Here is a 23398-nt window from a genome sequence, read left to right as displayed (position 1 = left end):
GGGAATGGAAGCCGCGTCTTGAACGATTGTGAAAACTTGGGCGCAATATGTACGGGTGGCGTGAAGCGACCAGAGGCCGATCAGCAATCAAACCCCGCTGATCAACTCGATCTTCGACCCATCGCTGAACCGCGACAGCCGGAACGCCTTGGGATCGACGATCGGCGCCCTGCCCGTCACGATATCGGCCATCAGCCGCCCGGCGGCCGGCGCGATGCCGAAGCCGTGGCCGGAAAAGCCGGTTGCGATATGGAAGCCCGGAATGGCCTCGACGTCGGAGATGACGGGCACCGCATCGGGCGTCACGTCGATATAGCCCGCCCAGCGCTGCGCGATCTCGGCCTTCTCGAAAACGGGAAACGCGGCCTTCAGCTCCGCCAGCGCCTTGTCCTGCTTGCGCCTGGATGGGATGGGATCGAGCACCCTGTTATATTCGAAGGGGCTTGCCTCATTGAGCGACCACTGGCGCGGGATGCGGGCTTCTTCGAGGAAGCGTAGTCCGAGCCTGAAAGAGAGCGCCTTCCACTCCGAGCGCAGCGCCGGCAGAAAATCCATGGCATGGCGAAACGACGCCGGCACGATGTCGACGATATTGTCGTAGCCCGACGCCACCGTATATCCGCCGTCCTGGCGCTTGCGGATGGCGAAGTCGTTGGCCCAGATGGTCTGCTCCGGCCCGCCCTCGATCGGCTTGGTCCTCAGGACGCTGTTCATCACCTTCAGCTGCGGAAGATCGATCCCGAAGCGGCCCGAAAACAGGCTGGACCATGCCCCACCGGCGAGAACCACGGCCTGGCAGGCGATCGGCCCGCGTTCTGTCACCACGCCGCAGACGGCGCCCGCAGCCAACTCGATCCCGCGTACCGCACAGGACGTGAGGATGGTGGCGCCCTTGTCACGCGCGGCCTCGGCAATCGCGGGTGCTGCCTTCTGCGGTTCGGCGCGGCCGTCAGCGGGCGTATAGAGCGCGCCGGCCATGGGCAGCTTCGAGCCCGGAAAGAGATCGCCGAACTCGCGGGCGCTCAGCATCCTCGTGTCGATCTGATAGTCCCGGAGATTGGCGCGCCAGCGGTCGTGATCCGACAGCTCCTTCTCGTTGGCGCAGGTAAAGATGATGCCGGCGCGCTTGAAGCCGGTATCGCGGCCTGTGCGGGCGTCGAGATTGTCCCATATGCGCAGCGCCTCCGCCATCAGCGGCACCTCGCGCGGGTCGCGCATCGAAATGCGCACCCAGCCCCAGTTGCGGCTGGACTGCTCCTGCCCGATGCCACCCTTCTCGCACAAGACGACTTTCAGCCCACGCTCGGCGAGCTCCAGCGCCGTCGAGCACCCGACGATCCCGCCGCCGATCACCACAACATCGCAGGCATCAGGAAGCGTTTCATCGCCGTGAACGGGAACGACATAAGGACCGGGCATAAGGGATCTCGCGGATGTTGCTTGTTTCGCGAGATGGTCTAGCGCCGGCAGCTCGCGCTAGAAACAGCAAATCCGCCACAAGCGCGAATTTGCCGCGGATAAGAACAACTTGCGACGATCGCGAGGCCGAATAACGCGCGCCGCGACCACCAAAAGCCACCCGATTATTTCAATGGAAACGCAAACACGTCGACCGGTTCGCCAAGCCCGCGGAGCGGAAACGCGCCGAGGCTATCCATCTCGTCTTCCTGCCCCGCCATCTCCACGAACGCCCGGGACAGAAGCACCGGCCGCTTGATCTCCTTCGTCAGGCTCTCCAGCCGCGAAGCGACATTTACGGCCGGGCCGATCACGGTAAAATCGAGCCGCCGGCGTGATCCGATATTGCCGTACATCACCTCTCCGACGTGCACGCCTATCCCGTAGCGAAGAACCTCGCGGCCCTTGCGCTTATTCTCGGCATTGAGCTCGACCATCGATGCCTCGGCGGTCTTGATCGCCTGCAACAGGTTCTCGCAGGCCTCGGGGTTGCTGAGCGGGAAGATCGCCAGCATGCCGTCGCCCATGAACTTCAGGATCTCGCCGCCATGCTTCTCGATCGGCTCCGACATCGCGTCGAAATATCCGTTGAGGAGCTCGATCACGTCGTCGCGCGGCCAATGGTCGGAAATCGTCGTGAAATCGCGAAGGTCACAGATCAGGATCGCGGCTTCCACCGTGGCGCCGCTGCCGCGCGTGGTCGCGCCGGCCAGGATCTGCTCGCTGGCATGCGGGCCGACATAGGTCTGCAGCAGTGTGCGCGCCATGATGTTCTTCAGCCGGATTTCGGTCACCATCGTCAGCGCCGGTAACAGATCTTTCAGATAATTGACATGCTCTTCCAGAAACCCGCCGGGACGATCGCTGGCGAAGGTCACGATGTGCCGCTTGCCGAGCGTATGCTCCATCGGCCATGCGATATACTCGGTGACGCCCTCGCGCTTCAGGTCGTCGTAGAATTCCGCATGCCCGTCGCCAGGACGAAGCGCCTCGATAGCCTTGCGCACCTCGGCGGCACCACTGAAGATCTCGTTGACGGGGCTTCGCAGGAACTCAGGCGTGTTTTCGATGCCGTAGTCGAAGGTGGTGATCTTTGCTTCGGTCATTCCGGTCTTCCAGAGAATCCGCGCGCCCAGCCATTGCGGATGATGCGTTCTGAAATGCATCGTCGCACGGCTGACGGGGATGCCCTCGTCGCGCAGCCGGTCGCAGAGCTGGACCAGAAGATTGTCGATATAGCGCTCGTTGCGGGTCTCGTTGACCAGCCAGTCGAGGCTGGCTGTCCTCTGCCTCGGCCACTGGCCAACGCTCAGCTCTGAAGGCTGTGGAGCCGGGTTTGATTGGAATTGCATCGCCCTACACTCCGCGAGATCCCGCGGCCTTCTCAACATCAAAACAAAAAATCATTCCTACGCCAGCTAAATGGGGTGGCCGGTCGTGGAATGGAATGCCCTATCGGCAACAGCTAACGGAAAAAGTTTCGGCAAGCCCGATCGATTAACCAAGCAGCCGCCGTGTCTGCTCGATCGTTTGCGCGCTTGGCTGTGTCGGCCGGTACTCCAGCCCCAGGTAGCCGTGATAGCCCTGAGCCGCGAGCCAATCGGCGCGCGCCGTCAGGTCGATCGAGCCACTGCCCGGTTCGTTGCGGCCGGGATGATCGGCGATATGAACGTGGAAGACCTTGTCGATATCGCCGCCGATCACCAAAGCCGTATCCTCGCCCATGACGGCGGAGTGGTAGATATCGTAGATGATCCCGATTTCCGGCCTGCCCGTCTCCTGGACGATATCGAGCCCTTCCCGCGTCGATTCCAGAAAGTAGCCGACATGGTCGATCAGCGTGTTCAAAGGCTCGACGCCGAGCCGCACGCCGCTGTCTGCGAGCACATCGCCGGCCCGGCTCAGCGTTTCGGTGAGCGCCGCCCGCTGCTCCTCGCGGGTCTTACCCGCGAGGTCATCGCCCGCCTGCGCGATCAGCGTCCTGGCACCAAGCCGCCGCGCGACCTCGATCGTCCGTTTCAGCCCCTCGAGAAACGCCGCCTGGTTGGCGCGGTCAGTGAGCGGGATCATCGGCTCGGCGACGAAGCTTGCAAGCTCGATGCCGGTCTCGTTCAAGGCCCATTCGATGCTGCCGACATCCTTGTTGGTCCACCGCCAGAACTCGACGGCCTCCACACCGTGGCGGTGCGCCAGCCTGATACGATCGGCAAAGGTCTCGGCTTCATCGGCAAAAAGCCATTCGATACAGGCAGAAAGCTTCATGACATCTCACTTCGTTTCAGCAAGGCAGACGGTGCGATCCGAGCCACTTGCCCGGACTTTAAGCGCGTCAAACCATCCGCGCCAGCATTAGACTCGCCGTCGCTACATTACAAACCACAGCGATAGTTTTCACGCAAAATACACGCATCGTGTTTATTTTGGATTGTATCGGCAAAATCCCGAACTAGGATATTGCCAGCGCCGATCTGCGCATACCCACCTGGAGACACCAATGCAGCTCGCGCCGCAGCACCGAATCTATGTCTGTTTCTTCCTTTTCGCCGTATCGATGGGCGCCCTGCTTGCCCGTATGCCGGACCTGCAGCTGGCGCTCGGCGTCGATCGTTCGGAACTGGGCCTGACGCTGATCGGCGCGGCCGTGGGTGCGCTGACCGCGCTCACCTTCGCCTCCCCCATCATTGAGCGCCTGGGCGCCCGCACGACGGCCTTCATCACCGTGCTCGGCACATCGGCGCTGATCGCGACGGTGCCGTGGATGGCAAGCGCTCCCCTCGTGTTTTGCATTCTCATTCTCGAGGGCCTGCTGGCAGGCTCGCTGGAAATCAACCTCAATGTCGAGATCGACCGTATCGAGGCGCAGCTCGGTCGCGGCGTGATGAACCGGGCCCACGGCTTCTGGAGCCTCGGCTTCTTCCTGACGGCGCTCGCCGCGTCGGGGATCCGCCAGGCAGGTGTGCCGATGCACATCCATCTTGGTGTCACCTTCGCCTTCGTGCTCATCGTCGGCACCTGGGTCATCTCGGGCATGCGCAATGCACCCGCGCGCGTCACGCACCATGAAGAAGCGAAAGCGCCGTTGATCGCGCTGCCGACGGCAGCCCTGCTGCCGCTCTGCGGCATCGGCATCGCCGCCTTCCTGATCGAGGGCGCCGGCATCGACTGGTCGGCGATCTACATGCGCGACGTCTTCAATTCCGAACCCTTCATCGGCGGACTGGGCCTCACCTCGTTCACCTTCTTCATGGCCGCCGCCCGCCTGCTGGTCGACCCGCAGGTCGATCGCTTTGGCGCACGCGCGGTGGCGACGGTTCTGCTGGTGCTGGCCGCCGCCGGCGTCATCGCCGTCTGGGCGGCACCGCACCCCTTCGTGGCATTGCTCGGCTTCGGCCTGATGGGCGCCGGCTGCAGCGCCGTCTATCCCCTCAGCGTGTCAGCGGCCGCGCAGCGCACCGATCGCCCGTCACACGTCAACGTCGCGGCCGTGGCGCAGATGTCCTTCGTGGTGTTCTTCCTGGCGCCGCCACTGCTCGGCTTTATCGCCGACCACGCCGGCATGCGCATCGCCTACCTCATCTGCCTGCCGCTGATCATCTACGCGCTGCTGTCGATCAAGTCTTTGCCCAGCCGCAGACGTGCCGACCAGCCGACCGATGCGAGCGCCGGAAGCGCGGCCTAACTAACGACGGCAAGCTCGAAAAAGAATTTTCGCGACCGCCGATGGCGTTCGCGAGGGAACAGCGAATCGCTGAGCCGGCAAATCATGCACTGCGAAAAAATCCCGATTCGAGTGGGTCCGGAACATGCTTTTCAGCATCGCCAGAGATCGCGCGACCGTTGTGATTCGCGCGGTTGAATGAAGATCAAAAACCGTCGGATAAATCGCAGGCTCCGCATTCCCGGCGGCACTCGCCGAAGCGAGTGTTGCATCTGCAATACTTTGATTTCTTTGAAAGAATGGTGGGTGATGTAGGGCTCGAACCTACGACCCGCTGATTAAGAGTCAGCTGCTCTACCAACTGAGCTAATCACCCGTCCGCGCTGTGTTGCGTGGTGTGAGAGGGCGTATAAACAGGATCGTTCGGCTTGTCTAGCGCCCTTCCGAAAATTCTTTCAACAAACGCGATTTTTTTGTGCGTTGCCGAAATCCAATGAAATCAAAGGTCCAGCATACCGGTCGCAAGCCGCACCGCCTGGCCGCCGATCCGGGCGTTCGAAATCGCCCCACCTTCGATATCCATATGCAGGTGGATAAAGGACGGGCGCCCCATCTCCACGCCCTGCTCGATCATGACGTCGTGATGACCATCCGGCAGCCGGTCGAAATGATGGATCGCACCTGACAGTGCCGCCGCCGCCGATCCCGTTGCCGGGTCCTCGACGATCCCCATGCCGCTCGCAAACATCCGCGTATGGAACTTCGCCACGTGGTTCACGCCACCACGACAATAGATGTAAGCGGAAGCCAGCGCCCCATCGACGAAAGGCACGGTCGCCTCCCAGAGCTGCGGATCGAAATCCAGCCGCTCGGCCACGCCGATATCGCGCACCGGCACCAGGAGGAACGGCACGCCGGCCGTCCACAGCGAGGGAACGTGATTCTCGAAGCCGATCTCGCTCGTCTTCAGCGACAGCGCCTTGCCGATACCGATTCTGTCCAGCGGCATGGTGATCTGCTGCGATTTGCGCGGCAGGTCGAATTCCGCGAAGCTCGCCTCCCCCTCGTTCAGCCGCACCGCGCAGCGCACCGGACCGATATTCTCTTCCAGCACCGAAACCAGATCGATCGTCGCGCCGCCATGGATGCGTTCCGCAAGCGCAATCGCGGTTCCAACGGTCGGATGCCCGGCGAAGGGAAGTTCCCGGCCCGGCGTAAAAATGCGGATCTTGGCGACATGGGCGGGATTGCCGGATGCCTGCACGAAGACCGTCTCGGAAAGGTTCAGTTCCTTGGCGATGGATTGCATCGCCTCGTCGCTCAGATCGTCGCCATCGAAGATGACCGCCAGCGGGTTGCCCGTCAGCTTGCGATTGGTGAATACGTCATAGACGCTGTAGCTGCGCGCCACATCGGCCTCCTTGTATCGATCCTCGTGTCGCCAACCTGCCCGACCGCTTGAGCGAGCGCAAGGCGTTAGGTGAGCGAAGACTTATGGAAGTACCAGTCGATGACGGGCAGCATCGCGAAGTTATAGGAATAGGCCTGCGGATCAGCCGAGCGGATGGCAACCGCGCCCGCGATTTCCTTGTCGTCGGCGACCAGCATGTGCGCGTGGATCCTCTCGACGATCTCATCGGCCGTCAGATCGAATCGGAACATCCTGAGCACGGTGACCGTGCGCCGATGATAGGTCGCGAAATATCCCTCGCCTGCCTGCGCATCGCGAAGGTCGAGACCGGTTTCCTCCAGCACCTCGCGGCGCATGTTGTGCTCCAGGTCGCAGCGTCCGTCGAACGTATCCTCAGGTTCCAGCGAACCCGCCGCGAAATAGACCTGCCCAGGATTGGCCGTATGCGCCCCCATGCGGATCGCCACCAGCGCCCCATCGCTGCTTTCGATAACGGGATAGGCGAAGAGATGAATGCCACCCTGCCGCTCCGGCTGCCGGCGCCAATACATGAAGGTGGAGAAGGGAATCATGTACCCCTCGCCCGCAAGGCCCTCGCTCGTCAGCGCCAGCCGCTTCTGGAAAATCATCCGGCCATCGAAAAGATGCGGGTTCGCCGCCGTTTCGCTGACCCAGTTCTCCGCGATCGCCTCGCGATTGGCGCTATAGAACGGATGGTCGCCGGGCAGAACCCTAAGATCGACGCCCGCGATGGGAAACACCGTGCGCGGCTCCGGCCAGCCGGCGAAATCCTCTGAAAAATCCATCTCAAATCCATTCATGTCAAATCGAGTTCCATGACGACAGGGCAATGATCCGACGCCTTCGGCCGGTCCCAGCCGGTGCGAGGATAGCGCTCGACCTCCTGGCCCGGCGGAAACACCGTGCGGAAGGGCTGGCCGTTGCGAATGATCTCCGGCAGCCGTCCGGTATTTGTCTTAGCCAGCGCCGGCGACAGCCAGATGTAGTCGAGCTGGCACAGCCACTGCTCCTCAGGCCCGCGCGCGTGGTAGAGCGTCCAGCGATCGAGAGGATCGCGGCGGCGCACGACGTTCTCCGCGAATCCATCGCGGCTGAGTTCGTCGAGCGCGCTCTCGCTCTCGTCCTCATGTTTGAAAGAATAGCCCGTCCGCCGCCGCCCGATCACGTCGACGCGCTCCTGATAATCGTTCATGTCGCCGCAGATGACGAAGCGCTTGCCGTCAGTGTTACCGGCTCCGAATCGGTTCTCGATAATCCCCCGCACCGCCTTCGCCTCGGCCCGGCGAACCGGCATCGTGTAGCGCCGACCATCCACACCCTCGCGCGGCCCGCCCATCGATTTGAAGTGCACGACATAGAGCGTCACCGGCACGCCGCCGATCCTGAGATCGAGCTCAAGGCAGTCGCGCTTGAAAATCTTGTCGTCGAGATGCGCGTGTTCCGCGAGCTCGTCGTTGAAAAGATCGAGATCGCGATAGGTGGTCATCGCGTGGCTCTTGATCTCGACCAGCTCGATCTTCTGCCCGTCGCGTGTCTCCTCGCGCATCAGAACCGCGACGTCGATGCCGCGGCTGTCATTGCCCTCGACCAGATATTTCTGCCGATAGCCGTTGCCGACCATGCGGAAGAGATAGCCGTATTCGAAGGCCTGCAGCGCCTCCATGTTGTCGATCTCCTGCAGGCAGAGGATATCGGCATCCGCGTCGGCAATCGCCAGCGCCGTCATCTGCCTGGTATCGTCGGTGGACGCGATCACACGCGCCTGCTCCAGCTGCTGGTAGACGCCCTCGCTGTGGACCTCGAAGAGCTTGATCACCCGGTCCTGGCGCAGCTGGTTTCGAAATCCGGTGAAGTCGAACCGCGTCATGAGGTTTTCGACGTTGAAGGTGGCAATGCGTAGCGACATCAGGCACTTCCGGTTGGCTTTGCGCCAACACTAGCCACCAAATCCCGCTTCGGAAAGCCCGCTTCGCCGATCATAGCCGCCAGGCGCCGCGCACGACGGCCCGGACCTCATCGCCGACGGCAAGCTTCGAGCGGCTAAAAGCCCTGAGGATCTGCCCGTCCGCAAGCCTCAGCCGGGCGGCATATCGCTCGCCCTCGTAGAGAACGGATTCGACGGTCGCCGCGATCCCCTCGCCGCCGAGGATGACATCCTCCTGCCGCACCAGAATATCCGACCGCGAGGCCGAACCACCCTCGCCCGCAAACAGCGGTTCAACCGCCGCCCAATCCAGTTGCCTGACGTCACCATCAGGGGACTTCAGCGAAACGATCGCGCCACGGCCGATCAACCCGCCGACGACGCGCCCTTCAGGCCGCGCATAAATCTCATCCGGCGGCGCCACCTGCAGCAGCTGCCCTTCCGACATCACCGCGACATCGGTCGCCAGCGCCATCGCCTCGCTCTGGTCGTGGGTGACGTAGACCATGGTCGCGCCGGAGCGCTGGTGGAACTCGCGAAACGTCTCCTCCATCTCCTGCTTCAGGTGCCGGTCAAGATTGGCAAGCGGCTCGTCGAGCAGCACCACGTCGGGCGATGTGACGAGGCAGCGCGCCAGCGCCACACGCTGCCGCTGCCCGCCCGAGAGATCGGCCGGCCGCCGCTCCGCATAGGCTTCGAGCCTCACGGTCGACAGCGCCTCGCCAACCTTCTTGCGATAGGCCTCGCCCGAGATCCCGCGCACCTTCAGGGGATAGCCGACATTGTCGGCGACACTCATATGCGGCCACAGCGCATAGGACTGGAACACCATCGCCATGTTGCGCTTTTCCGGCGGCAGCGATTGCGAGGCGTCGGCAAGCAACCGTTCGCCGAGATGCAGCGACCCGTCCGTCGGCGTCTCGAAGCCGGCGATCATGCGAAGCACCGTCGTCTTGCCGCAGCCGGACGGCCCGAGCAGCGCCAGGAAGCCGCCCTCGCGCACATCGATCGAAAGGTTGGAGACGGCGGCCCGGCCGGTGCCGAAATCCTTGGCGACGCGATTGAGGATCAGTTTCGCCACGGCACAACTCCCTTCGGCAGCCGCTTTGCCATCAGTTCCAGAAGCAGCATCATGAAAACGACCATGAGAACGACGAGCACCGACAGCGCTGAAGCGAGATCGGAGCTGCCGCTGTCATCGAGATTGTAGATGGCGACGCCGAGCGTCTGCGTGCCCGCCGACCAGAGCAGCGCCGAGATGGTGAGCTCGTTGCAGGCAATCAAAAAGACGAGGATCACCGAGGCACCCGCCGCCGGCGCGATCAGCGGCACGATGATATCCTTCAGCCGCCGAAAGAACCCCGCCCCCGACAGCCGCGCCGCCTCTTCCAGCGCCGGATCGAGCTGGTGAAAGGCACTGACCACAGGCTTGAGGCTGACGGCGAAGAAGCTGGAGAGATAGGCGATCAGGATGATCCAGACGGTGCCGTAGATCGTCATGTTGATCAGCGGGATGGGTGCCGCGAAGACCAGGATGAACGACACCGCGACGACGATCCCCGGCAACGAATACGGGATCTCGATGACGCTGGCGACGACGCGCCCAAGCACATCCCTGCGCCGCGTCAGCGCATAGGCGGTGAGCACGGTCACCACAAGGAGACACATCGCAGTGCCCGCCGCAAGCGACAGCGAATTGACGAAAGCCGTGCGCGTCACCGCCTGCTTGAAAAGGATCTCGGAGAAGGCATGGAAGGTCATGGTCTTGAAGGTCAAGGGCACGCCATAGGCCGGCACCAGCGCGCCCGCGAGCAGCGCGAAGAACGGTGCCGCCAGCATGAAGAAGATGACGATCCAGAGTACCGGCGCAAACAGGAGCTTCCAGTATCCGAGCTCGAAAGTGGCGGTCGCGCCGGAAAGACCAAGCACGCGATAATCGCGCCCGCGCAGCGCCCGGTCCTGAATGGCGAGCCCCGCCACCGAGATGATCGCGATGATCGCCGAAAGCAGCGCGACGTCGCCGAAGGTGCGGCTGGTGAAGGCCGAGAACTTGGTGAAGATCAGCGTCGGCAGTGTGTAGATCGAGGCCGGGATGCCGAGAATGGCGGGAATGCCGAAATTGCCGGTGCAGGAAACGAAGGAAATCGCCGCCCCCGCGATGATCCCAGGCAGCGACAGCGGCAGGATGATGTCGCGGAACACCCGGAAGCTGGAGGCGCCCGAAAGACGAGCCGCCTCGACCCCGTCGCGCGGCAGCGACATCAGGCTGGCGCGCAGCGCCAGATAGACCAGCGGCGCATGCTGCACGCCATAAAGCAGCGCAATGCCGCCGATCGAATAGAGCGGCTGCGGCGAGCCCAGCGGCGGCGCGATATGCAGCGCCTTCAGAAGTGGGCTCGACGGCCCCGACATCTGCACCCAGGCAAGTGCTGTCACCTGCGGCGGGATCATCATCGGCAGCACGAAGAGGAAGCTGATCAGCCCCTTGGCCCTGATATCGGTGAGCGTCAGCAGGAAGGCGAAGGTGCAGCCGATCGCGAGCGAGATGATCGTGCCCAAGACGGCCGTGACCAGCGTGTAATAGGTCGCCGACCAGAGCGCCGGATCGGACAGAACCGCAATCGCGCCGCCGTTGGCGAGTGCGGCAACACCCGTCATCGCCAGCCGCGCAAGCGGCAGCACGCTGAGAATGAGGACGATCAGAACGATAAAAGGAAACAGCCAGACGGGCTGGCTGTTTCCGGGACGCACATATCCGTACATCGAGATGAGATCAGTTCGAGCCGTAGATGCCCGAGAAGGTCTTCAGGTCGGCATCGGTGTTCTTGAGCGCGGAGGCTGCGTTGATCGGCAGCACCTTGATCGTGTCGCGTGCCGGGAAGCCTTCCGGAAGCTTCATGCCGTTACGAGCAGGGATATAGCCGAGCTTGACGAAACCTTCCTGGCCCTTTTCGGAGAGCACGTAATCGACGAACTTCTTGGCGGCGTCGGCGTTCTTGGCGCTGGCGAGGATGCCGACCGGCTCGGTCACGGCGGAAACGCCTTCCGTCGGGAAGACGAACTCGACCGGCGCGCCCTTGGCCTTTTCGCGGATCGGCATGTAGTCGACGATCATGCCATAGGCCTTTTCGCCCGAGGCGACGGCCTTGAGGATACCGCCGTTACCACCGGCAGCGGTTGCGCCGTTTGCGGCCAGATCCTTGTAGAAGTCCCAGCCGAGGCCATCGACGCCGGCAAGCGTCTGCGCATGGATGAGCGCCGCACCCGAGGTCAGCGGGCTCGGCATGGTGACGAGGCCCTTGGCTTCCGGCTTCGTCAGGTCCTTCCAGCTCGTCGGCTTCAGCGAAGCGGACGTGTTGTAGATGATGCCTGTCGTGATCAGCTTGGTCGAATAGTAGTAGCCGTCGGCGTCGTAGAGCGAGGCGTCGTAGTTGGCGGCCTCAGGCGACTTGTAGGCCATCAGCTTGCCGGCTTCCTTGAGGCGTTCCAGCGTCACGGTGTCGGCGATCAGGAGAACGTCGGCAACCGGATTGCCGGCCTCGATCTCGGCCTGCAGCTTGGCCATGATCTTCGGCGTGCCGTCGCGCACCCAGTCGACCTTGATATCGGGATTGGCGGCCATGAAGCCATCGACGGTTGCCTGCGCATCCTCGTTCGGCTGGCTGGTGTAGAGCACCAGGTTTTCGGCGGATGCGGGAATGGCAAACAGGCTTGCAGCGAGAAGGGCTGCGGCGGAAACGATGGTCTTCATGGATAATGCCCTCGGTGATGGAAGGCCCGTTCATTAGACATCTGGATTAACACGATTGTGACAGTTGGCATTTGCCAATCACGGGCCGCCCGCCCCTTGACCCCATCACCTCACCCCTATCTTCTAGCCCGCGTTTTGATTTTCGATTTCGGGACAGGAGGAAGTCTTATGGAATATCGTCAATTGGGCCGTTCGGGCCTCAGGGTTTCCACGCTCACCATGGGCACCATGACCTTCGGCGGCAAGGGCTGGGCAAAGACCGTGGGCGACCTCGGCGTCTCGGAAGCCCGCCGTCTGGTCGACATGTGCATCGACGCTGGCGTCAATTTGATCGATACGGCCGACGTCTATTCGGCGGGTGCATCCGAGGAAATCATCGGCGAAATCCTCGGCGGCGTCAGGAAGAACGGCACGCTGATCGCCACCAAGGCCCGCTTCCCGATGGGCGAAGGGCCGAACGACGCCGGCAATTCGCGCTACCACCTGATCAGCGCCTGCGAAGCCAGCCTGAAGCGCATGAAGACCGATGTCATCGATCTCTACCAGGTGCATGAATGGGACGGCCAGACGCCGCTCGAGGAGACGCTGGAAGCGCTGGATACGCTGGTGAAGCAGGGCAAGGTCCGCTACGTCGGATGCTCCAACTTCTCCGGCTGGCACATCATGAAGGCGCTGGGCATCAGCGAACGCGAGCACCGCGAGCGCTTCGTCAGCCAGCAGATCCACTACACGCTGGAAGCCCGCGACGCCGAATTCGAGCTGTTGCCGATCAGCCTCGACCAGGGGCTGGGCGTGCTGGTCTGGAGCCCGCTCGCCGGCGGCCTTCTGTCGGGCAAGCACCGCCGCAACCAGGCCGCCCCCGAAGGCACCCGCCAGTTCGCCGGCTGGACCGAGCCGCCGATCCGCGACGAGGACCGCCTGTGGAATATCGTGGAAACGCTGGTATCAGTCGCCGAAAGCCGCAACGTCTCGGCGGCCCAGGTGGCGCTCGCGTGGCTGCTTGGTCGCCAGGCGGTGACGTCGGTCATCATCGGTGGACGCACGGAAGCGCAGTTCAAGGACAATCTGGCGGCAGCCGACCTGAAACTGTCGGCGGAAGAGCGCAAGCGGCTCGACGATGTCAGCCTGCCGCAGCTGCTCTATCCTTACTGGCACCAGCGCAACACCGCCAGCGACAGGCTTGGCGAGGCCGATCTATCCTTGCTCGGCCCGCACCTCAATCAATGACACCGAAACGGTCGGCGGCTCAGTGGCCGCCGATCTCGCCCGCGATCAGCTCTCCAAGCCGCGCGATGCCTTCCTCGATCTTCTCCTCGTTGCTCGACGAAAAACTCATGCGCAAGGTGTTCTCGCCCGAACCATCGGCAAAGAAGGCACGGCCCGGCACGAAGGCCACCTTGACGGTCTCGATCGATTTCGCCAGCAGCTTGGCTCCATCCATACCCTTCGGCAACGTCACCCAGACGAACATGCCGCCCTCGGGCTTCGTCCAGCTCACGCCCTCCGGCATATGCTTTGCGAGTGCCGCCAGCATCGCGTCGCGACGCTTACTGTAGGCCGCCTTGATCTTGGCGACCTGGGCATCGAAGCCCTTGCGTGCCACCTCGGCGATGGCGATCTGGTTGATCGTCGAGGAATGCAGATCGGCCGCCTGCTTCATCAGCACCAGCTTGCGGATGACAGGCGCGTTGGCGACGATGAAGCCGACGCGCAGGCCGGGCGCCAGCGTCTTGGAGAAGGAGCCGCAATAGATCGTCCTTGTCTTGTCGATATCGCCCTTCTCGGCGATCTCCAGCGACAGGATCGGCGCGATCGCCTCGCCGTCATAGCGCAGCGACTGATAGGCAGCGTCCTCGATGATGGCGATGTCCATCTCGTCGGCGAGCTTGATCAGCTTCTGGCGGCCCTCAAGGTCGACGGTCTCGCCGGTCGGGTTGGAAAAATCGGCGGAGAGATAGGCGAACTTCACCTTGCCGCCGGCCTCCTTGGCCTGCGCCTGATAGGACGCTGGCGTGCGGTTGCCGTTCGGCGTCAGCTGGTCATAGGCGGGCTCATAGGCGTTGAATGCCTGCAGCGCGCCGAGATAGGTCGGCCACGTCACCAGCGCCGTATCGTTGGGCGACAGGAACAGCTTGCCGAGATAATCGAGCCCCTGCTGCGAGCCGGAAACGATGAAGACGTTGTCGAGGCCACAGGCAATCCCGAGCTTGCCCATCTCGCCCACCAGCCATTCGCGCAGCGGCTTGTAGCCTTCGCTCACCGAATACTGCAGGGCCGAATTGACTGCCGTGCTGTCGAAGATATCCGAATAGGCCTGCTTGAACTCCTTGTCCGGAAACAGCGCCGGATCGGGAATTCCGCCCGCGAACGAAATAATGTCGGGCTGATCGAGAAGCTTCAGGAGTTCGCGGATTTCCGAAGCGCGCATGCGCGACGAGCGGGTTGCAAAGATGTTTTCCCAATTCAGCATGGGGTTTCCTCGAAATTTTTTGTCTTTACTGGACAAGACCACGCAATAAATGATAAGTCAACATTACTGACCTATTTGTTTGCTACCGTGACAATTTTCGGGTCTTTTAATGCGAAAGCCGGCGAAATCGGCCTTTGCAAAGCACAGGCTACGGCAGTAGTGTCGCCGCCGAAATCAAACAGGCTATGAAGGTGCCCGGAAATGACCGCGTCGTCGAATACTCCCGAAATCAAGATCGAATTCCATACCTCGCCGGTCTCCGACGCGGACCGCACCAAGGCGCTGGAAACGCCCGGCTTCGGCAAGGTCTTCACCGATCACATGGTGCTGGCGAAGTGGACATCGGACAAGGGCTGGCACGATGCCAAGGTCACGCCGCGCCGCCCGCTGGAACTCGATCCGGCAAGCGCCGTCCTGCACTACGCCCAGGAAATCTTCGAGGGCATGAAGGCCTACAAGGCCGATGATGGCCGCATCCTGCTCTTCCGCCCGGAACAGAACGCCAGCCGCTTCAACCAGTCGGCAGAGCGCATGGCCATGCCGCCGGTTCCCGAAGACCTCTTTCTCAAGGCGGTCGAAGAGCTTGTCCGCATCGACAAGAACTGGATTCCGTCGGGCGACGGCAGCCTCTATCTGCGTCCCTTCATGTTCGCCAACGAAGCCTTCCTCGGTGTTCGTCCGGCGCAGGAATATATCTTCTGCGTCATCGCTTCGCCCGTCGGTGCCTACTTCAAGGGCGGCGCCAAGGCCGTATCGCTGTGGGTCGAGACCGAATACACGCGCGCTGCCGCCGGCGGCACGGGTGCAGCGAAGTGCGGCGGCAACTACGCTGCCAGCCTCGTGGCGCAGGCGCAAGCTGCCAAGAAGGAATGCGATCAGGTCGTGTTCCTCGATGCGGCCGAGCATCGCTGGGTCGAAGAACTCGGCGGCATGAACGTCTTCTTCGTGATGAACGACGGCACCGTCGTCACCCCGCCGCTCGGCGGCACCATCCTGCCGGGCATCACCCGCGCCTCGGTCATCGTTCTCGCGGAAGAAAAGGGCCTCAAGGTCGAGCAGCGCCCCTACTCGTTTGCGGAGTGGCAGGCTGATGCGGCCAGCGGCAAGCTGGTCGAAGCCTTCGCCTGCGGCACCGCCGCGGTGCTCGCCGGCATCGGCCTCGTCCGCCACGCCGGCGGCGAGTTCAAGGTCGGCAACGGTGAGACCGGCAAGCTGACGACGGAACTGCGCAACGAGCTCGTCGGCCTGCAGAAGGGCGTCACCAACGACCAGCGCGGCTGGACCCGCCGTATCATGGCGTAAGCCATCCGACATATCCGATCACCACGAAAGGCCGGCAAGGTTTCCACCTCAGCCGGCCTTTTCATGTCGGGCAATCAGGAGCGCAGAAGTGCCGCAATCTGCGCCTGGCTCGGAATCTGCCCTTGCGGCGTCAGCTTGTCGACGACCCCAGGGAGAACCTTGGAAAGCTGGGCCAGAAGCTCCTGCTCGCTGATCCCGGCCTGACGCGCCAGATCGCTGATCGTCTGCGAGCCAAGCGCGCTTTCCAGATTACCGGGCGCTATCGGCTGGTTCTGGCCAGGCTTTACCCAGGAATCGGCGACCGACCCCTGCCCTGCCTCAGCGAGCTTGCCCAGCAATCCGCCCAAACCGCCGAGACCGCCCAGGCTGCCCGCGAGCCCGCCAAGATTGCCAAGCAGCCCGCCATCGTCGGCGCCGGTATTGGCTTGCTGGTTCGGCTGTTGCGCTTGTTCCGGCTCGCTCTTGCCACCGGCGCCAAGCAGCTTGCCGACGAGAAGCGCGCCGAGCGCGATCATGATCGGCTTCGAGATGTTCCCACCGGGAACGGCATCATCAAACAATCCCATGTCATTCTCCTTCGGTGTTGTTTTGAAACGAAGAGCAAAAACACAACATGAGGCCCGACCGAGCCTTGAATTCCGCCATGACAACTTTAGCTGATGCTGAAAGATGGTCGGATTGTCCGCCCATTCAAGGAGGGGAAGACAAGATGTCTGTCATCGGGTGGATTATTCTCGGGCTGATCGCCGGCTTCATCGGCAGCAAGATCGTCAACAAGACCGGCTCAGGCATGCTGATGGACATCGTGCTGGGGATCGTCGGCGCCATCGTCGGCGGTGTCATCTTCACCTTCTTCGGCGCCTCCGGCGTCACCGGCTTCAACATCTACAGCCTCGTCGTTGCCGTCATCGGCGCGGTCGTGGTGCTGTGGCTGTATCATGCCGTCAGCGGCCGCAGATCGATCTAGCCTCCTAACATCGCACCAAACGAAAAGGCCGGCGCTTTCGCACCGGCCTTTCATATCTGTGATAGCAGAAAAGCTTAGTTGACGGCCTTGTCGACCAGCTTGTTCTTGCCGATCCAAGGCATCATGCCGCGCAGCTTGGCGCCGACTTCTTCGATCGGATGCTCGTCGTTGACGCGGCGGATACCCTTGAAGCGGGCAGCGCCGGCACGGTATTCCTGCATCCAATCCGAGGTGAACTTGCCGGTCTGGATGTCCTTGAGGACACGCTTCATCTCGGCCTTGGTCTCTTCGGTGATGATGCGCGGACCGGTGACGTATTCGCCCCACTCAGCGGTGTTCGAGATCGAGTAGTTCATGTTGGCGATACCGCCTTCATAGATCAGGTCGACGATGAGCTTAACTTCGTGCAGGCACTCGAAGTAGGCCATTTCAGGCGCGTAGCCAGCTTCCGTCAGCGTTTCGAAGCCGGCGCGGATCAGCTCGACGAGACCGCCGCACAGAACGACCTGTTCGCCGAAGAGGTCGGTTTCGCACTCTTCGCGGAAGTTGGTTTCGATGATGCCCGAACGACCGCCGCCGACGCCGCAAGCGTAGGAAAGAGCGAGTTCAAGAGCGTTGCCCGAAGCGTTCTGGTGAACGGCAACGAGGCAGGGAACGCCGCCGCCCTTCTGGTATTCGCCGCGAACCGTGTGGCCCGGGCCCTTCGGTGCGATCATGACGACGTCGAGCGAAGCCTTCGGCTCGATCAGGCCGAAGTGAACGTTGAGGCCGTGTGCGAAAGCGATGGCAGCGCCGTCGCGGATGTTGCCGGCAATGTCGGCCTTGTAGATGTCGGCCTGCAGTTCGTCAGGCGTTGCCATCATGATCAGGTCGCCCCACTTGGCGGCGTCGGCAACGGTCATGACCTTGAAGCCGTCGGCTTCGGCCTTCTTGATGGTCGGCGAACCGGCCTTCAGCGCGATGGCGACGTTGGCAGCACCGCTGTCCTTCAGGTTCAGCGCGTGGGCGCGACCCTGGGAGCCGTAGCCGACGATGACGACGTTCTTGGACTTGATGAGGTTGAGGTCTGCATCACGATCGTAATAGACGCGCATTTGAATTGTCCTTCCCTTTGCTTGTCTTGTAGACTGTCAGTATTCGGTAAATCTGTCGTCAGACGACGGCCGGCATGTCGGCCAGCGCCTTCTCCGTCCCGTAGAGCCGGAGGAAGGCGGTCACCGCCTTTTCCGCCTGGCGCGCGGTATCCGTAACGCCCGTGGTGTCTCCAAGCAGCATGCGCACATGCAGGTCGGAAACGATCAGGCCGTAAAGTGTGTGATAGGCTTCGTCGGCATCGTTAAAGCGCAGCAGCCCTGCCCGCTTGCCGGAATCGATGAGCCCCATGGCGCGGCGGTCGATCTGCCGACGGCCGCGCTCGAGCAAAAGCTTGCCGAGCTTCGAGCCGTCGCGCGGCGACTGGCCGATCGCCAGGCGGTTCAGCGCCAGCGACACGTCGCCCGCCAGAACTTCCAGCAGGTCACGTGAGAAAATAACGAGATGGTCGTGCAGGCTGGCCGATGTCAGCCGCTCGCCGTTGCGCTCGAAGGTGCGCACCTTGCTCGCCTGGTAAGCGATCATCGCCGACAGCAGGCCGTCGCGGTCGCCGAACCACTTGTAGAGGCTTTCCTTGGAGCAATTGGCCGCGCGCGCGACGCCCGATGTCGTCAGCGCCTTTTCGCCGCCATCGACGAGCAACCGCAGCGCCTGCTCCAGAACGGCGTTCTGGCGCGGCGAAAATTCGCTTGGCTCCAAGTTTTCGACAGACACGACATTCGCTCCCAATAAGTACCGTACGGTACGGTTCTTGAGCGCTTATCGCCCAGAAGCACCCACTCGTCAAGAGCCAGCAAAAGGCAGAAGCATAAATTTTCGGCGTGCCGCGCTTGTTTATTCGGCAGCGTTCAGCACGGCATCCACATCACGCGCCGGCGACAGCCCGTATAGACGGCTATATTCGCGGCTGAACTGTGACGGGCTCTGGTATCCGACGCGATGGCCGGCGGTGCCGGCATCTAGCCGCTCGATCAGCATAAGCCGCCGCGCTTCGTGGAGACGGATCTGCTTCTGATACTGCACCGGCGTCATCGCCGTGATCGACTTGAAATGATGGTGGAACGACGAGACGCTCATGTTGACGTGCTCGGCCAGCTCCTCGATGCGCAGTGTCCGCGCGAAATTTTCGCGCAGCCAGGCGATCGCCCGGGCGATCCGGTTACCCTGCCTGTCGGCGATCGCGATATCGATCAACTGGTCGCCCGCCGGTCCCGTCAGAATGCGATAGAGAATTTCCTGCTCGATGAGCGGCGCCATCGCCGCGATATCCGCTGGACTATCAAGCAAGCGCAGAAGCCTGACCGCCGCGTCGAGCAGCTCCGGCGTCGCCACGTTGACCACGATGCCGCGCTGGCCCGGTGGCGGTGCCGCGCTGCGCTGTATGGTCGAGCGGCTGAGCAGATGGAGCAGCTTTTCGCTGTTGATCGCAAGCGTGATGCAAAGATGCGGAACCTCGGCGCTCGCCTCCACCACCCGCCATGCGACCGGCAGGTCGACCGACGTCAGCAGATAGTCACCCGCCCCGTAATTGATGGTATCGGTGCCGAGTTGCAGGCTTTTCGCCCCCTGGATGACCATGGCGAAACAGGGTCGGTAGCTGCCATGGCAAGGCGCACTGGGCGTCGTGCGGCGGCTGATCCCCAGCCCCTCGATCCCGGTCTGCACTTCTCCGTCGCCAAGCGCGAAGCGTCCCGCGATCGAAGCGATCTCCTGGTAGCGGTTAAACAGCAAGGTCATCAGTCGCACTTTCCGGTGAAAACGGCTTGCCTGCCGTTTGGACTGCTTATCTAGGATGGATTTGCATGACCGCAAATACCGCCGTCACTCACTTTTACAGGTCTCCAGCATTTTTGCAGGATCGTGCAAGAACACGAGAGGATCGCTCTAACGCTGCGTGCCCTTGCTGGCGCATAAGGGCACCATCCCTTTCCACCCCGCCAAAGAAGGATACTTCCCATGCCAATCGCAAGAGGCTACGCCGCTACCGATGCATCCAAGCCGCTGACGCCGTTCACCTTCGAACGTCGGGACCCGAACGCGGATGACGTCGTCATCGACATCAAGTACGCCGGCATCTGCCACTCCGACATTCACACCGTTCGCAACGAATGGAAGAATGCCGTCTACCCGATCGTACCGGGTCACGAGATTGCCGGCGTCGTTTCGGCCGTCGGCGCCAACGTCACCAAGTTCAAGGTCGGCGACCACGTCGGCGTCGGCTGCTTCGTCGACAGCTGCGTCGGCTGCGCAACCCGCGACCTCGACAACGAGCAGTACATGCCGGGCCTCGTCGGCACCTACAACAGCGTCGATCGCGACGGCAAGACGGCAACGCAGGGCGGTTACTCCGACTCGATCGTCGTCAGGGAAGACTACGTCCTGTCGATCCCCGGCAACCTGCCGCTCGACGCCTCCGCGCCGCTTCTGTGCGCCGGCATCACCCTCTACTCGCCGCTGAAGCACTGGAATGCCGGCCCCGGCAAGAAGGTCGCCATCGTCGGCATGGGTGGCCTCGGCCACATGGGCGTCAAGATCGGCTCCGCGATGGGTGCCGATATCACCGTCCTCTCGCAGTCGCTGTCGAAGAAGGAAGACGGCCTGAAGCTCGGCGCCAAGGAATACTACGCAACGTCTGATGCGTCGACCTTCGAAAAGCTCGCAGGCACCTTCGACCTGATCCTGTGCACCGTTTCCGCCGAGATCGACTGGAATGCCTACCTGAACCTGCTGAAGGTCAATGGCACGATGGTCCTGCTCGGTGTTCCGGAAAATGCCGTCCCGGTCCACGCCTTCTCGCTGATCCCGGCCCGCCGCACGCTGGCCGGCTCGATGATCGGCTCGATCAAGGAAACCCAGGAAATGCTGGATTTCTGCGGCGAGCACAACATCGTCTCGGAAATCGAGAAGATCAACATCCAGGACGTCAACGAAGCTTACGAGCGCGTGCTGAAGAGCGACGTTCGCTACCGCTTCGTCATCGACATCGCCTCGCTGGCAGCCTGATCCAACGGATAGCGGGTTCGCCCGCTCCACCAATCGAAAACCGAAGCCCCCGTCATCCGGCGGGGGCTTTTTCGTGGCCGTTGCCAAAAGGAAAAGCCGCCGGTTCGCACCGGAGGCTTTCGAATGGTCGTCGCGACAGGCCGACGAGGCCTACTTCTCGTCCGCGATGGTCTCGCGCTGCGTGATCAGGCGGGCGCTGTGCTGGCCGCTGAGGAATATCCACAGCCAGCTCCAGGCGACCGAAAAGCGCGAGCGGGTGCCTATCAGGAAGTAGATGTGGGCGATGCCCCAGATCCACCAGGCGAGCCCGCCCTTGAGCTTGATCTTTCCGAAATCGGCGATTGCGGCACTCCGGCCGATCGTCGCCAGGCTGCCCTGGTGCCTGTATTTGAAGGCCGGCGGCGTCTTGCCCTTCATCCGTGCGTGGATGACCTTGGCAACGAAGGCGCCCTGCTGCTTGGCGGCGGGCGCGACACCCGGCACCGGCGCGCCGCTCTCCTGCGTCACCGAAGCGGTGTCGCCGATGACGAAGACCTCGGGCAGGCCCGGTGCGGTCAGATCCTTCTCGACGATCGCGCGGCCGGCGCGGTCGGCCGAGATGCCCAACCACTTCGCGGCCGGCGACGCCTGAACGCCGGCGGCCCAGCTGATCGTCCGGCTCGGGATGAACTCCTCGCCGATCTGCACACCCTCGGCCGTGCATTCGGTGACCGGCTTTCCAAGCCGCACCTCGACGCCAAGATCGTTGAGCGCCTTCAAGGCATATTCGGACAGTTCGGGCACGAAGGTCGGCAAGACCCGCGGTCCGGCCTCCACGAGGATGACCTTGGCCTTGCGCGTGTCGATATTGCGGAATTCCTTCGGCAGCGTCTTGTGCGCCAGTTCGGCGATGATGCCGGCAAGCTCCACGCCCGTCGGGCCGGCGCCGATGATGATGAAGGTCAAGAGCGCGTCGCGCTCGGCCTGATCGAGCGCCGTCTCCGCCTTTTCGAAGGCCAGAAGCACGCGGCGGCGGATCGTCGTCGCATCCTCGAGCGTCTTCAGGCCCTGCGCCACCGGCGCCCAGTCGTCGCGACCGAAATATGCATGGGTCGCGCCCGTGGCGAGCACCAGCGTGTCGTATTGCAGGACGTTGCCATCGCGCAGCGTGACCGACTTCGTGCCGGTATCGACGCCCGAGACATCGCCGAGCAGCGTCGTCACTTCGGGGCGGTCGCTGTAGAGATGGCGGATCGGCCAGGCGATCTCGGAGGTCGACAAAATCGTTGTGGCGACTTGGTATAGCAGGGGCTGGAAGAGATGGTGATTGCGCCGATCGACAAGCGTAATGCGGACACCAGCGCCTTTAAGGTCGTTTACGAGTTGCAGCCCTCCGAAGCCCCCTCCAACAACGACGACGTGATGATCGGCCATAATCTACCCTTTTGGTAATTTGCATAAGAATTGACCAATGTCATCTTCCCTAGCCCCGTTTCAACCACCGTTTCAGCATAGCTAACCTGCGTTGTCGGGACTGCGACCAATCAGCGCGCGGGCTGGAGCGACGACATGCACGATCCCAAATGCGGCATTTCCTCATACAAAAGAACAGGATCGGCTGGCAATTCCGCCCGTTATTTGCATGATGCGCCCTAAAGCGGGCGACCGCCAGAAGAACGCTCGTCGCAAAGACGCAGCAGCAGAAGGAGCAGCATCGAATGCGGACAATCGGCCTGATCGGTGGCATGAGCTTTGAAAGCTCCGCCGTCTACTATCGCCTGATCAACGAGATGGTTCGCGACCGCCTCGGCGGCTTCGCCTCCGCCGAACTGCTGATGCATTCCGTGAACTTCGAAGAGATCGTCGGGATGCAGAAAGCCGGCGATTGGGATGCCGCCGGCAAACGGCTCGGCGACGTCGCCGCACGCCTGCAATCGGCCGGCGCCGAATGCGTCCTGATCTGCACCAATACCATGCACCTCGTCGCCGGCCCTGTCGCCGAGCACATTACTATCCCGCTGATCCACATCATCGATGAAACCGCGGCAGCGTTGAAGGCCGCCGGATGCCGCCGACCGCTGCTGCTCGCTACGCGCTACACGATGGAGCACGGCTTCTATACCGATCGCGTGAAAAGCCTCGGGCTCGACATCATGGTGCCTGATCAGGACGACCGCACGGCCGTCCACGACATCATCTTCAACGAACTCTGCGCCGGCCAGATCCTCGATAGCTCGCGCCAGACGCTTTTCGAGATCATCGAGCGCGAACGCGCCAAGGGCGCCGACAGCATCATCCTCGGCTGCACCGAGATCTGCCTGATCCTCGACCCGGACAATCTGCCCCTGCCCGGCTTAGATCG

General features: G+C 62.5%; 21 protein-coding genes and 1 tRNA gene. 6 read left to right on the top strand and 16 right to left on the bottom strand.

Annotated features, from left to right (window positions below; genetic code table 11):
- Window positions 1–87: 87 nt before the first annotated feature.
- The 3 genes from B3605_RS00910 to B3605_RS00900 all read right to left on the bottom strand — a co-directional run bounded on the left by B3605_RS00910 (window position 88) and on the right by B3605_RS00900 (window position 3720).
- On the bottom strand, window positions 88–1419 hold the full coding sequence (locus B3605_RS00910) for an NAD(P)/FAD-dependent oxidoreductase (protein WP_112941753.1): 1332 nt from the start codon (window positions 1417–1419) through the stop codon (window positions 88–90).
- A 164-nt stretch (window positions 1420–1583) separates the two neighbouring features.
- A complete protein-coding gene (locus tag B3605_RS00905) occupies window positions 1584–2810 on the bottom strand; it encodes an adenylate/guanylate cyclase domain-containing protein (RefSeq protein WP_112941754.1) in 1227 nt (408 codons plus the stop codon).
- A gap of 145 nt (window positions 2811–2955) precedes the next feature.
- Window positions 2956–3720, bottom strand: coding sequence for a TIM barrel protein (locus B3605_RS00900; protein ID WP_112941755.1), 765 nt, complete (start codon window positions 3718–3720; stop codon window positions 2956–2958).
- 232 nt (window positions 3721–3952) lie between these two features.
- On the opposite strand from B3605_RS00900, the gene B3605_RS00895 reads away from it, so the two are divergent.
- Window positions 3953–5137 (top strand): MFS transporter, encoded by a 1185-nt coding sequence (locus B3605_RS00895; protein ID WP_112941756.1) that lies wholly within the window; start codon window positions 3953–3955, stop codon window positions 5135–5137.
- Between the two features lie 279 nt (window positions 5138–5416).
- Here the strand turns inward: B3605_RS00895 and B3605_RS00890 are convergent.
- The 7 genes from B3605_RS00890 to B3605_RS00860 all read right to left on the bottom strand — a co-directional run bounded on the left by B3605_RS00890 (window position 5417) and on the right by B3605_RS00860 (window position 12223).
- Window positions 5417–5492, bottom strand: a tRNA-Lys gene (locus tag B3605_RS00890).
- Window positions 5493–5615: 123 nt separating this feature from the next.
- Window positions 5616–6527 carry a PhzF family phenazine biosynthesis protein gene (locus B3605_RS00885; protein WP_112941757.1) on the bottom strand — a complete coding sequence of 304 codons (912 nt, stop codon included), beginning with the start codon at window positions 6525–6527 and terminating at the stop codon, window positions 5616–5618.
- A 65-nt stretch (window positions 6528–6592) separates the two neighbouring features.
- Complete coding sequence (locus tag B3605_RS00880; RefSeq protein ID WP_296431653.1) at window positions 6593–7333, bottom strand: NUDIX hydrolase; 741 nt, start codon at window positions 7331–7333, stop codon at window positions 6593–6595.
- 11 nt (window positions 7334–7344) lie between these two features.
- The gene (locus tag B3605_RS00875; protein WP_112941759.1) at window positions 7345–8454 is read right to left on the bottom strand and encodes an endonuclease/exonuclease/phosphatase family protein; all 1110 of its coding nucleotides are present in this window, start codon (window positions 8452–8454) and stop codon (window positions 7345–7347) included.
- A gap of 70 nt (window positions 8455–8524) precedes the next feature.
- Window positions 8525–9553, bottom strand: a complete 1029-nt coding sequence (locus tag B3605_RS00870) for an ABC transporter ATP-binding protein (protein ID WP_112941760.1) — start codon at window positions 9551–9553, stop codon at window positions 8525–8527.
- Window positions 9541–11235, bottom strand: a complete 1695-nt coding sequence (locus B3605_RS00865; RefSeq protein WP_112941761.1) for an ABC transporter permease — start codon at window positions 11233–11235, stop codon at window positions 9541–9543. Before B3605_RS00865 ends, B3605_RS00870 begins: the two co-directional genes overlap by 13 nt.
- A gap of 10 nt (window positions 11236–11245) precedes the next feature.
- Window positions 11246–12223 (bottom strand): ABC transporter substrate-binding protein, encoded by a 978-nt coding sequence (locus B3605_RS00860; RefSeq protein WP_112941762.1) that lies wholly within the window; start codon window positions 12221–12223, stop codon window positions 11246–11248.
- Window positions 12224–12391: 168 nt separating this feature from the next.
- On the opposite strand from B3605_RS00860, the gene B3605_RS00855 reads away from it, so the two are divergent.
- On the top strand, window positions 12392–13450 hold the full coding sequence (locus B3605_RS00855; protein ID WP_111562004.1) for an aldo/keto reductase: 1059 nt from the start codon (window positions 12392–12394) through the stop codon (window positions 13448–13450).
- Between the two features lie 19 nt (window positions 13451–13469).
- On the opposite strand, the gene B3605_RS00850 is transcribed toward B3605_RS00855, so the two are convergent.
- Window positions 13470–14693, bottom strand: coding sequence for a PLP-dependent aminotransferase family protein (locus tag B3605_RS00850; RefSeq protein WP_112941763.1), 1224 nt, complete (start codon window positions 14691–14693; stop codon window positions 13470–13472).
- Between the two features lie 201 nt (window positions 14694–14894).
- Here B3605_RS00850 and B3605_RS00845 point away from each other — a divergent pair, with 201 nt between their 5' ends.
- Window positions 14895–15995, top strand: coding sequence for a branched-chain amino acid aminotransferase (locus B3605_RS00845; RefSeq protein ID WP_037178791.1), 1101 nt, complete (start codon window positions 14895–14897; stop codon window positions 15993–15995).
- A 74-nt stretch (window positions 15996–16069) separates the two neighbouring features.
- On the opposite strand, the gene B3605_RS00840 is transcribed toward B3605_RS00845, so the two are convergent.
- Complete coding sequence (locus tag B3605_RS00840) at window positions 16070–16561, bottom strand: YidB family protein (protein WP_112941764.1); 492 nt, start codon at window positions 16559–16561, stop codon at window positions 16070–16072.
- Between the two features lie 143 nt (window positions 16562–16704).
- On the opposite strand from B3605_RS00840, the gene B3605_RS00835 reads away from it, so the two are divergent.
- Complete coding sequence (locus tag B3605_RS00835) at window positions 16705–16962, top strand: GlsB/YeaQ/YmgE family stress response membrane protein (RefSeq protein ID WP_065693678.1); 258 nt, start codon at window positions 16705–16707, stop codon at window positions 16960–16962.
- Window positions 16963–17036: 74 nt separating this feature from the next.
- Here B3605_RS00835 and ilvC read toward each other — a convergent pair whose 3' ends face one another.
- From ilvC to B3605_RS00820, 3 genes are all read right to left on the bottom strand, one after another.
- A complete protein-coding gene (ilvC, locus tag B3605_RS00830; RefSeq protein ID WP_018900336.1) occupies window positions 17037–18056 on the bottom strand; it encodes a ketol-acid reductoisomerase in 1020 nt (339 codons plus the stop codon).
- A gap of 58 nt (window positions 18057–18114) precedes the next feature.
- Window positions 18115–18783, bottom strand: coding sequence for a TetR/AcrR family transcriptional regulator C-terminal domain-containing protein (locus tag B3605_RS00825; protein WP_183794365.1), 669 nt, complete (start codon window positions 18781–18783; stop codon window positions 18115–18117).
- Between the two features lie 105 nt (window positions 18784–18888).
- Window positions 18889–19791: an AraC family transcriptional regulator gene (locus tag B3605_RS00820; RefSeq protein ID WP_112941765.1), complete on the bottom strand. Its 903-nt coding sequence runs from the start codon at window positions 19789–19791 to the stop codon at window positions 18889–18891.
- Between the two features lie 219 nt (window positions 19792–20010).
- Here B3605_RS00820 and B3605_RS00815 point away from each other — a divergent pair, with 219 nt between their 5' ends.
- On the top strand, window positions 20011–21057 hold the full coding sequence (locus tag B3605_RS00815; RefSeq protein WP_112941766.1) for an NAD(P)-dependent alcohol dehydrogenase: 1047 nt from the start codon (window positions 20011–20013) through the stop codon (window positions 21055–21057).
- A gap of 150 nt (window positions 21058–21207) precedes the next feature.
- On the opposite strand, the gene B3605_RS00810 is transcribed toward B3605_RS00815, so the two are convergent.
- Window positions 21208–22470: an NAD(P)/FAD-dependent oxidoreductase gene (locus B3605_RS00810; protein ID WP_112941767.1), complete on the bottom strand. Its 1263-nt coding sequence runs from the start codon at window positions 22468–22470 to the stop codon at window positions 21208–21210.
- 284 nt (window positions 22471–22754) lie between these two features.
- Here B3605_RS00810 and B3605_RS00805 point away from each other — a divergent pair.
- On the top strand, window positions 22755–23398 hold a 644-nt coding region (locus tag B3605_RS00805; RefSeq protein WP_296431633.1), incomplete at its 3' end, for an aspartate/glutamate racemase family protein.

Source organism: Rhizobium sp. UBA1881 (genome assembly GCF_002338015.1).
GTDB lineage: Bacteria > Pseudomonadota > Alphaproteobacteria > Rhizobiales > Rhizobiaceae > Rhizobium.
The sequence above is the reverse complement of the archived record's forward strand: the minus strand, read 5'-3'. Positions and strand labels throughout refer to the sequence as shown.

What these genes read in the sequence shown, in the direction of transcription:
- B3605_RS00895 (WP_112941756.1), top strand. Translation starts at nt 3,953, where the DNA reads ATGCAGCTCGCGCCGCAGCACCGAATCTATGTCTGTTTCTTCCTTTTC.
- B3605_RS00850 (WP_112941763.1), bottom strand. Translation starts at nt 14,693, where the DNA reads ATGCTGAATTGGGAAAACATCTTTGCAACCCGCTCGTCGCGCATGCGC.
- B3605_RS00900 (WP_112941755.1), bottom strand. Translation starts at nt 3,720, where the DNA reads ATGAAGCTTTCTGCCTGTATCGAATGGCTTTTTGCCGATGAAGCCGAG.
- B3605_RS00905 (WP_112941754.1), bottom strand. Translation starts at nt 2,810, where the DNA reads ATGCAATTCCAATCAAACCCGGCTCCACAGCCTTCAGAGCTGAGCGTT.
- B3605_RS00810 (WP_112941767.1), bottom strand. Translation starts at nt 22,470, where the DNA reads ATGGCCGATCATCACGTCGTCGTTGTTGGAGGGGGCTTCGGAGGGCTG.
- ilvC (WP_018900336.1), bottom strand. Translation starts at nt 18,056, where the DNA reads ATGCGCGTCTATTACGATCGTGATGCAGACCTCAACCTCATCAAGTCC.
- B3605_RS00855 (WP_111562004.1), top strand. Translation starts at nt 12,392, where the DNA reads ATGGAATATCGTCAATTGGGCCGTTCGGGCCTCAGGGTTTCCACGCTC.
- B3605_RS00840 (WP_112941764.1), bottom strand. Translation starts at nt 16,561, where the DNA reads ATGGGATTGTTTGATGATGCCGTTCCCGGTGGGAACATCTCGAAGCCG.
- B3605_RS00880 (WP_296431653.1), bottom strand. Translation starts at nt 7,333, where the DNA reads ATGGATTTTTCAGAGGATTTCGCCGGCTGGCCGGAGCCGCGCACGGTG.
- B3605_RS00910 (WP_112941753.1), bottom strand. Translation starts at nt 1,419, where the DNA reads ATGCCCGGTCCTTATGTCGTTCCCGTTCACGGCGATGAAACGCTTCCT.
- B3605_RS00865 (WP_112941761.1), bottom strand. Translation starts at nt 11,235, where the DNA reads ATGTACGGATATGTGCGTCCCGGAAACAGCCAGCCCGTCTGGCTGTTT.
- B3605_RS00875 (WP_112941759.1), bottom strand. Translation starts at nt 8,454, where the DNA reads ATGTCGCTACGCATTGCCACCTTCAACGTCGAAAACCTCATGACGCGG.
- B3605_RS00815 (WP_112941766.1), top strand. Translation starts at nt 20,011, where the DNA reads ATGCCAATCGCAAGAGGCTACGCCGCTACCGATGCATCCAAGCCGCTG.
- B3605_RS00860 (WP_112941762.1), bottom strand. Translation starts at nt 12,223, where the DNA reads ATGAAGACCATCGTTTCCGCCGCAGCCCTTCTCGCTGCAAGCCTGTTT.
- B3605_RS00835 (WP_065693678.1), top strand. Translation starts at nt 16,705, where the DNA reads ATGTCTGTCATCGGGTGGATTATTCTCGGGCTGATCGCCGGCTTCATC.
- B3605_RS00845 (WP_037178791.1), top strand. Translation starts at nt 14,895, where the DNA reads ATGACCGCGTCGTCGAATACTCCCGAAATCAAGATCGAATTCCATACC.
- B3605_RS00820 (WP_112941765.1), bottom strand. Translation starts at nt 19,791, where the DNA reads ATGACCTTGCTGTTTAACCGCTACCAGGAGATCGCTTCGATCGCGGGA.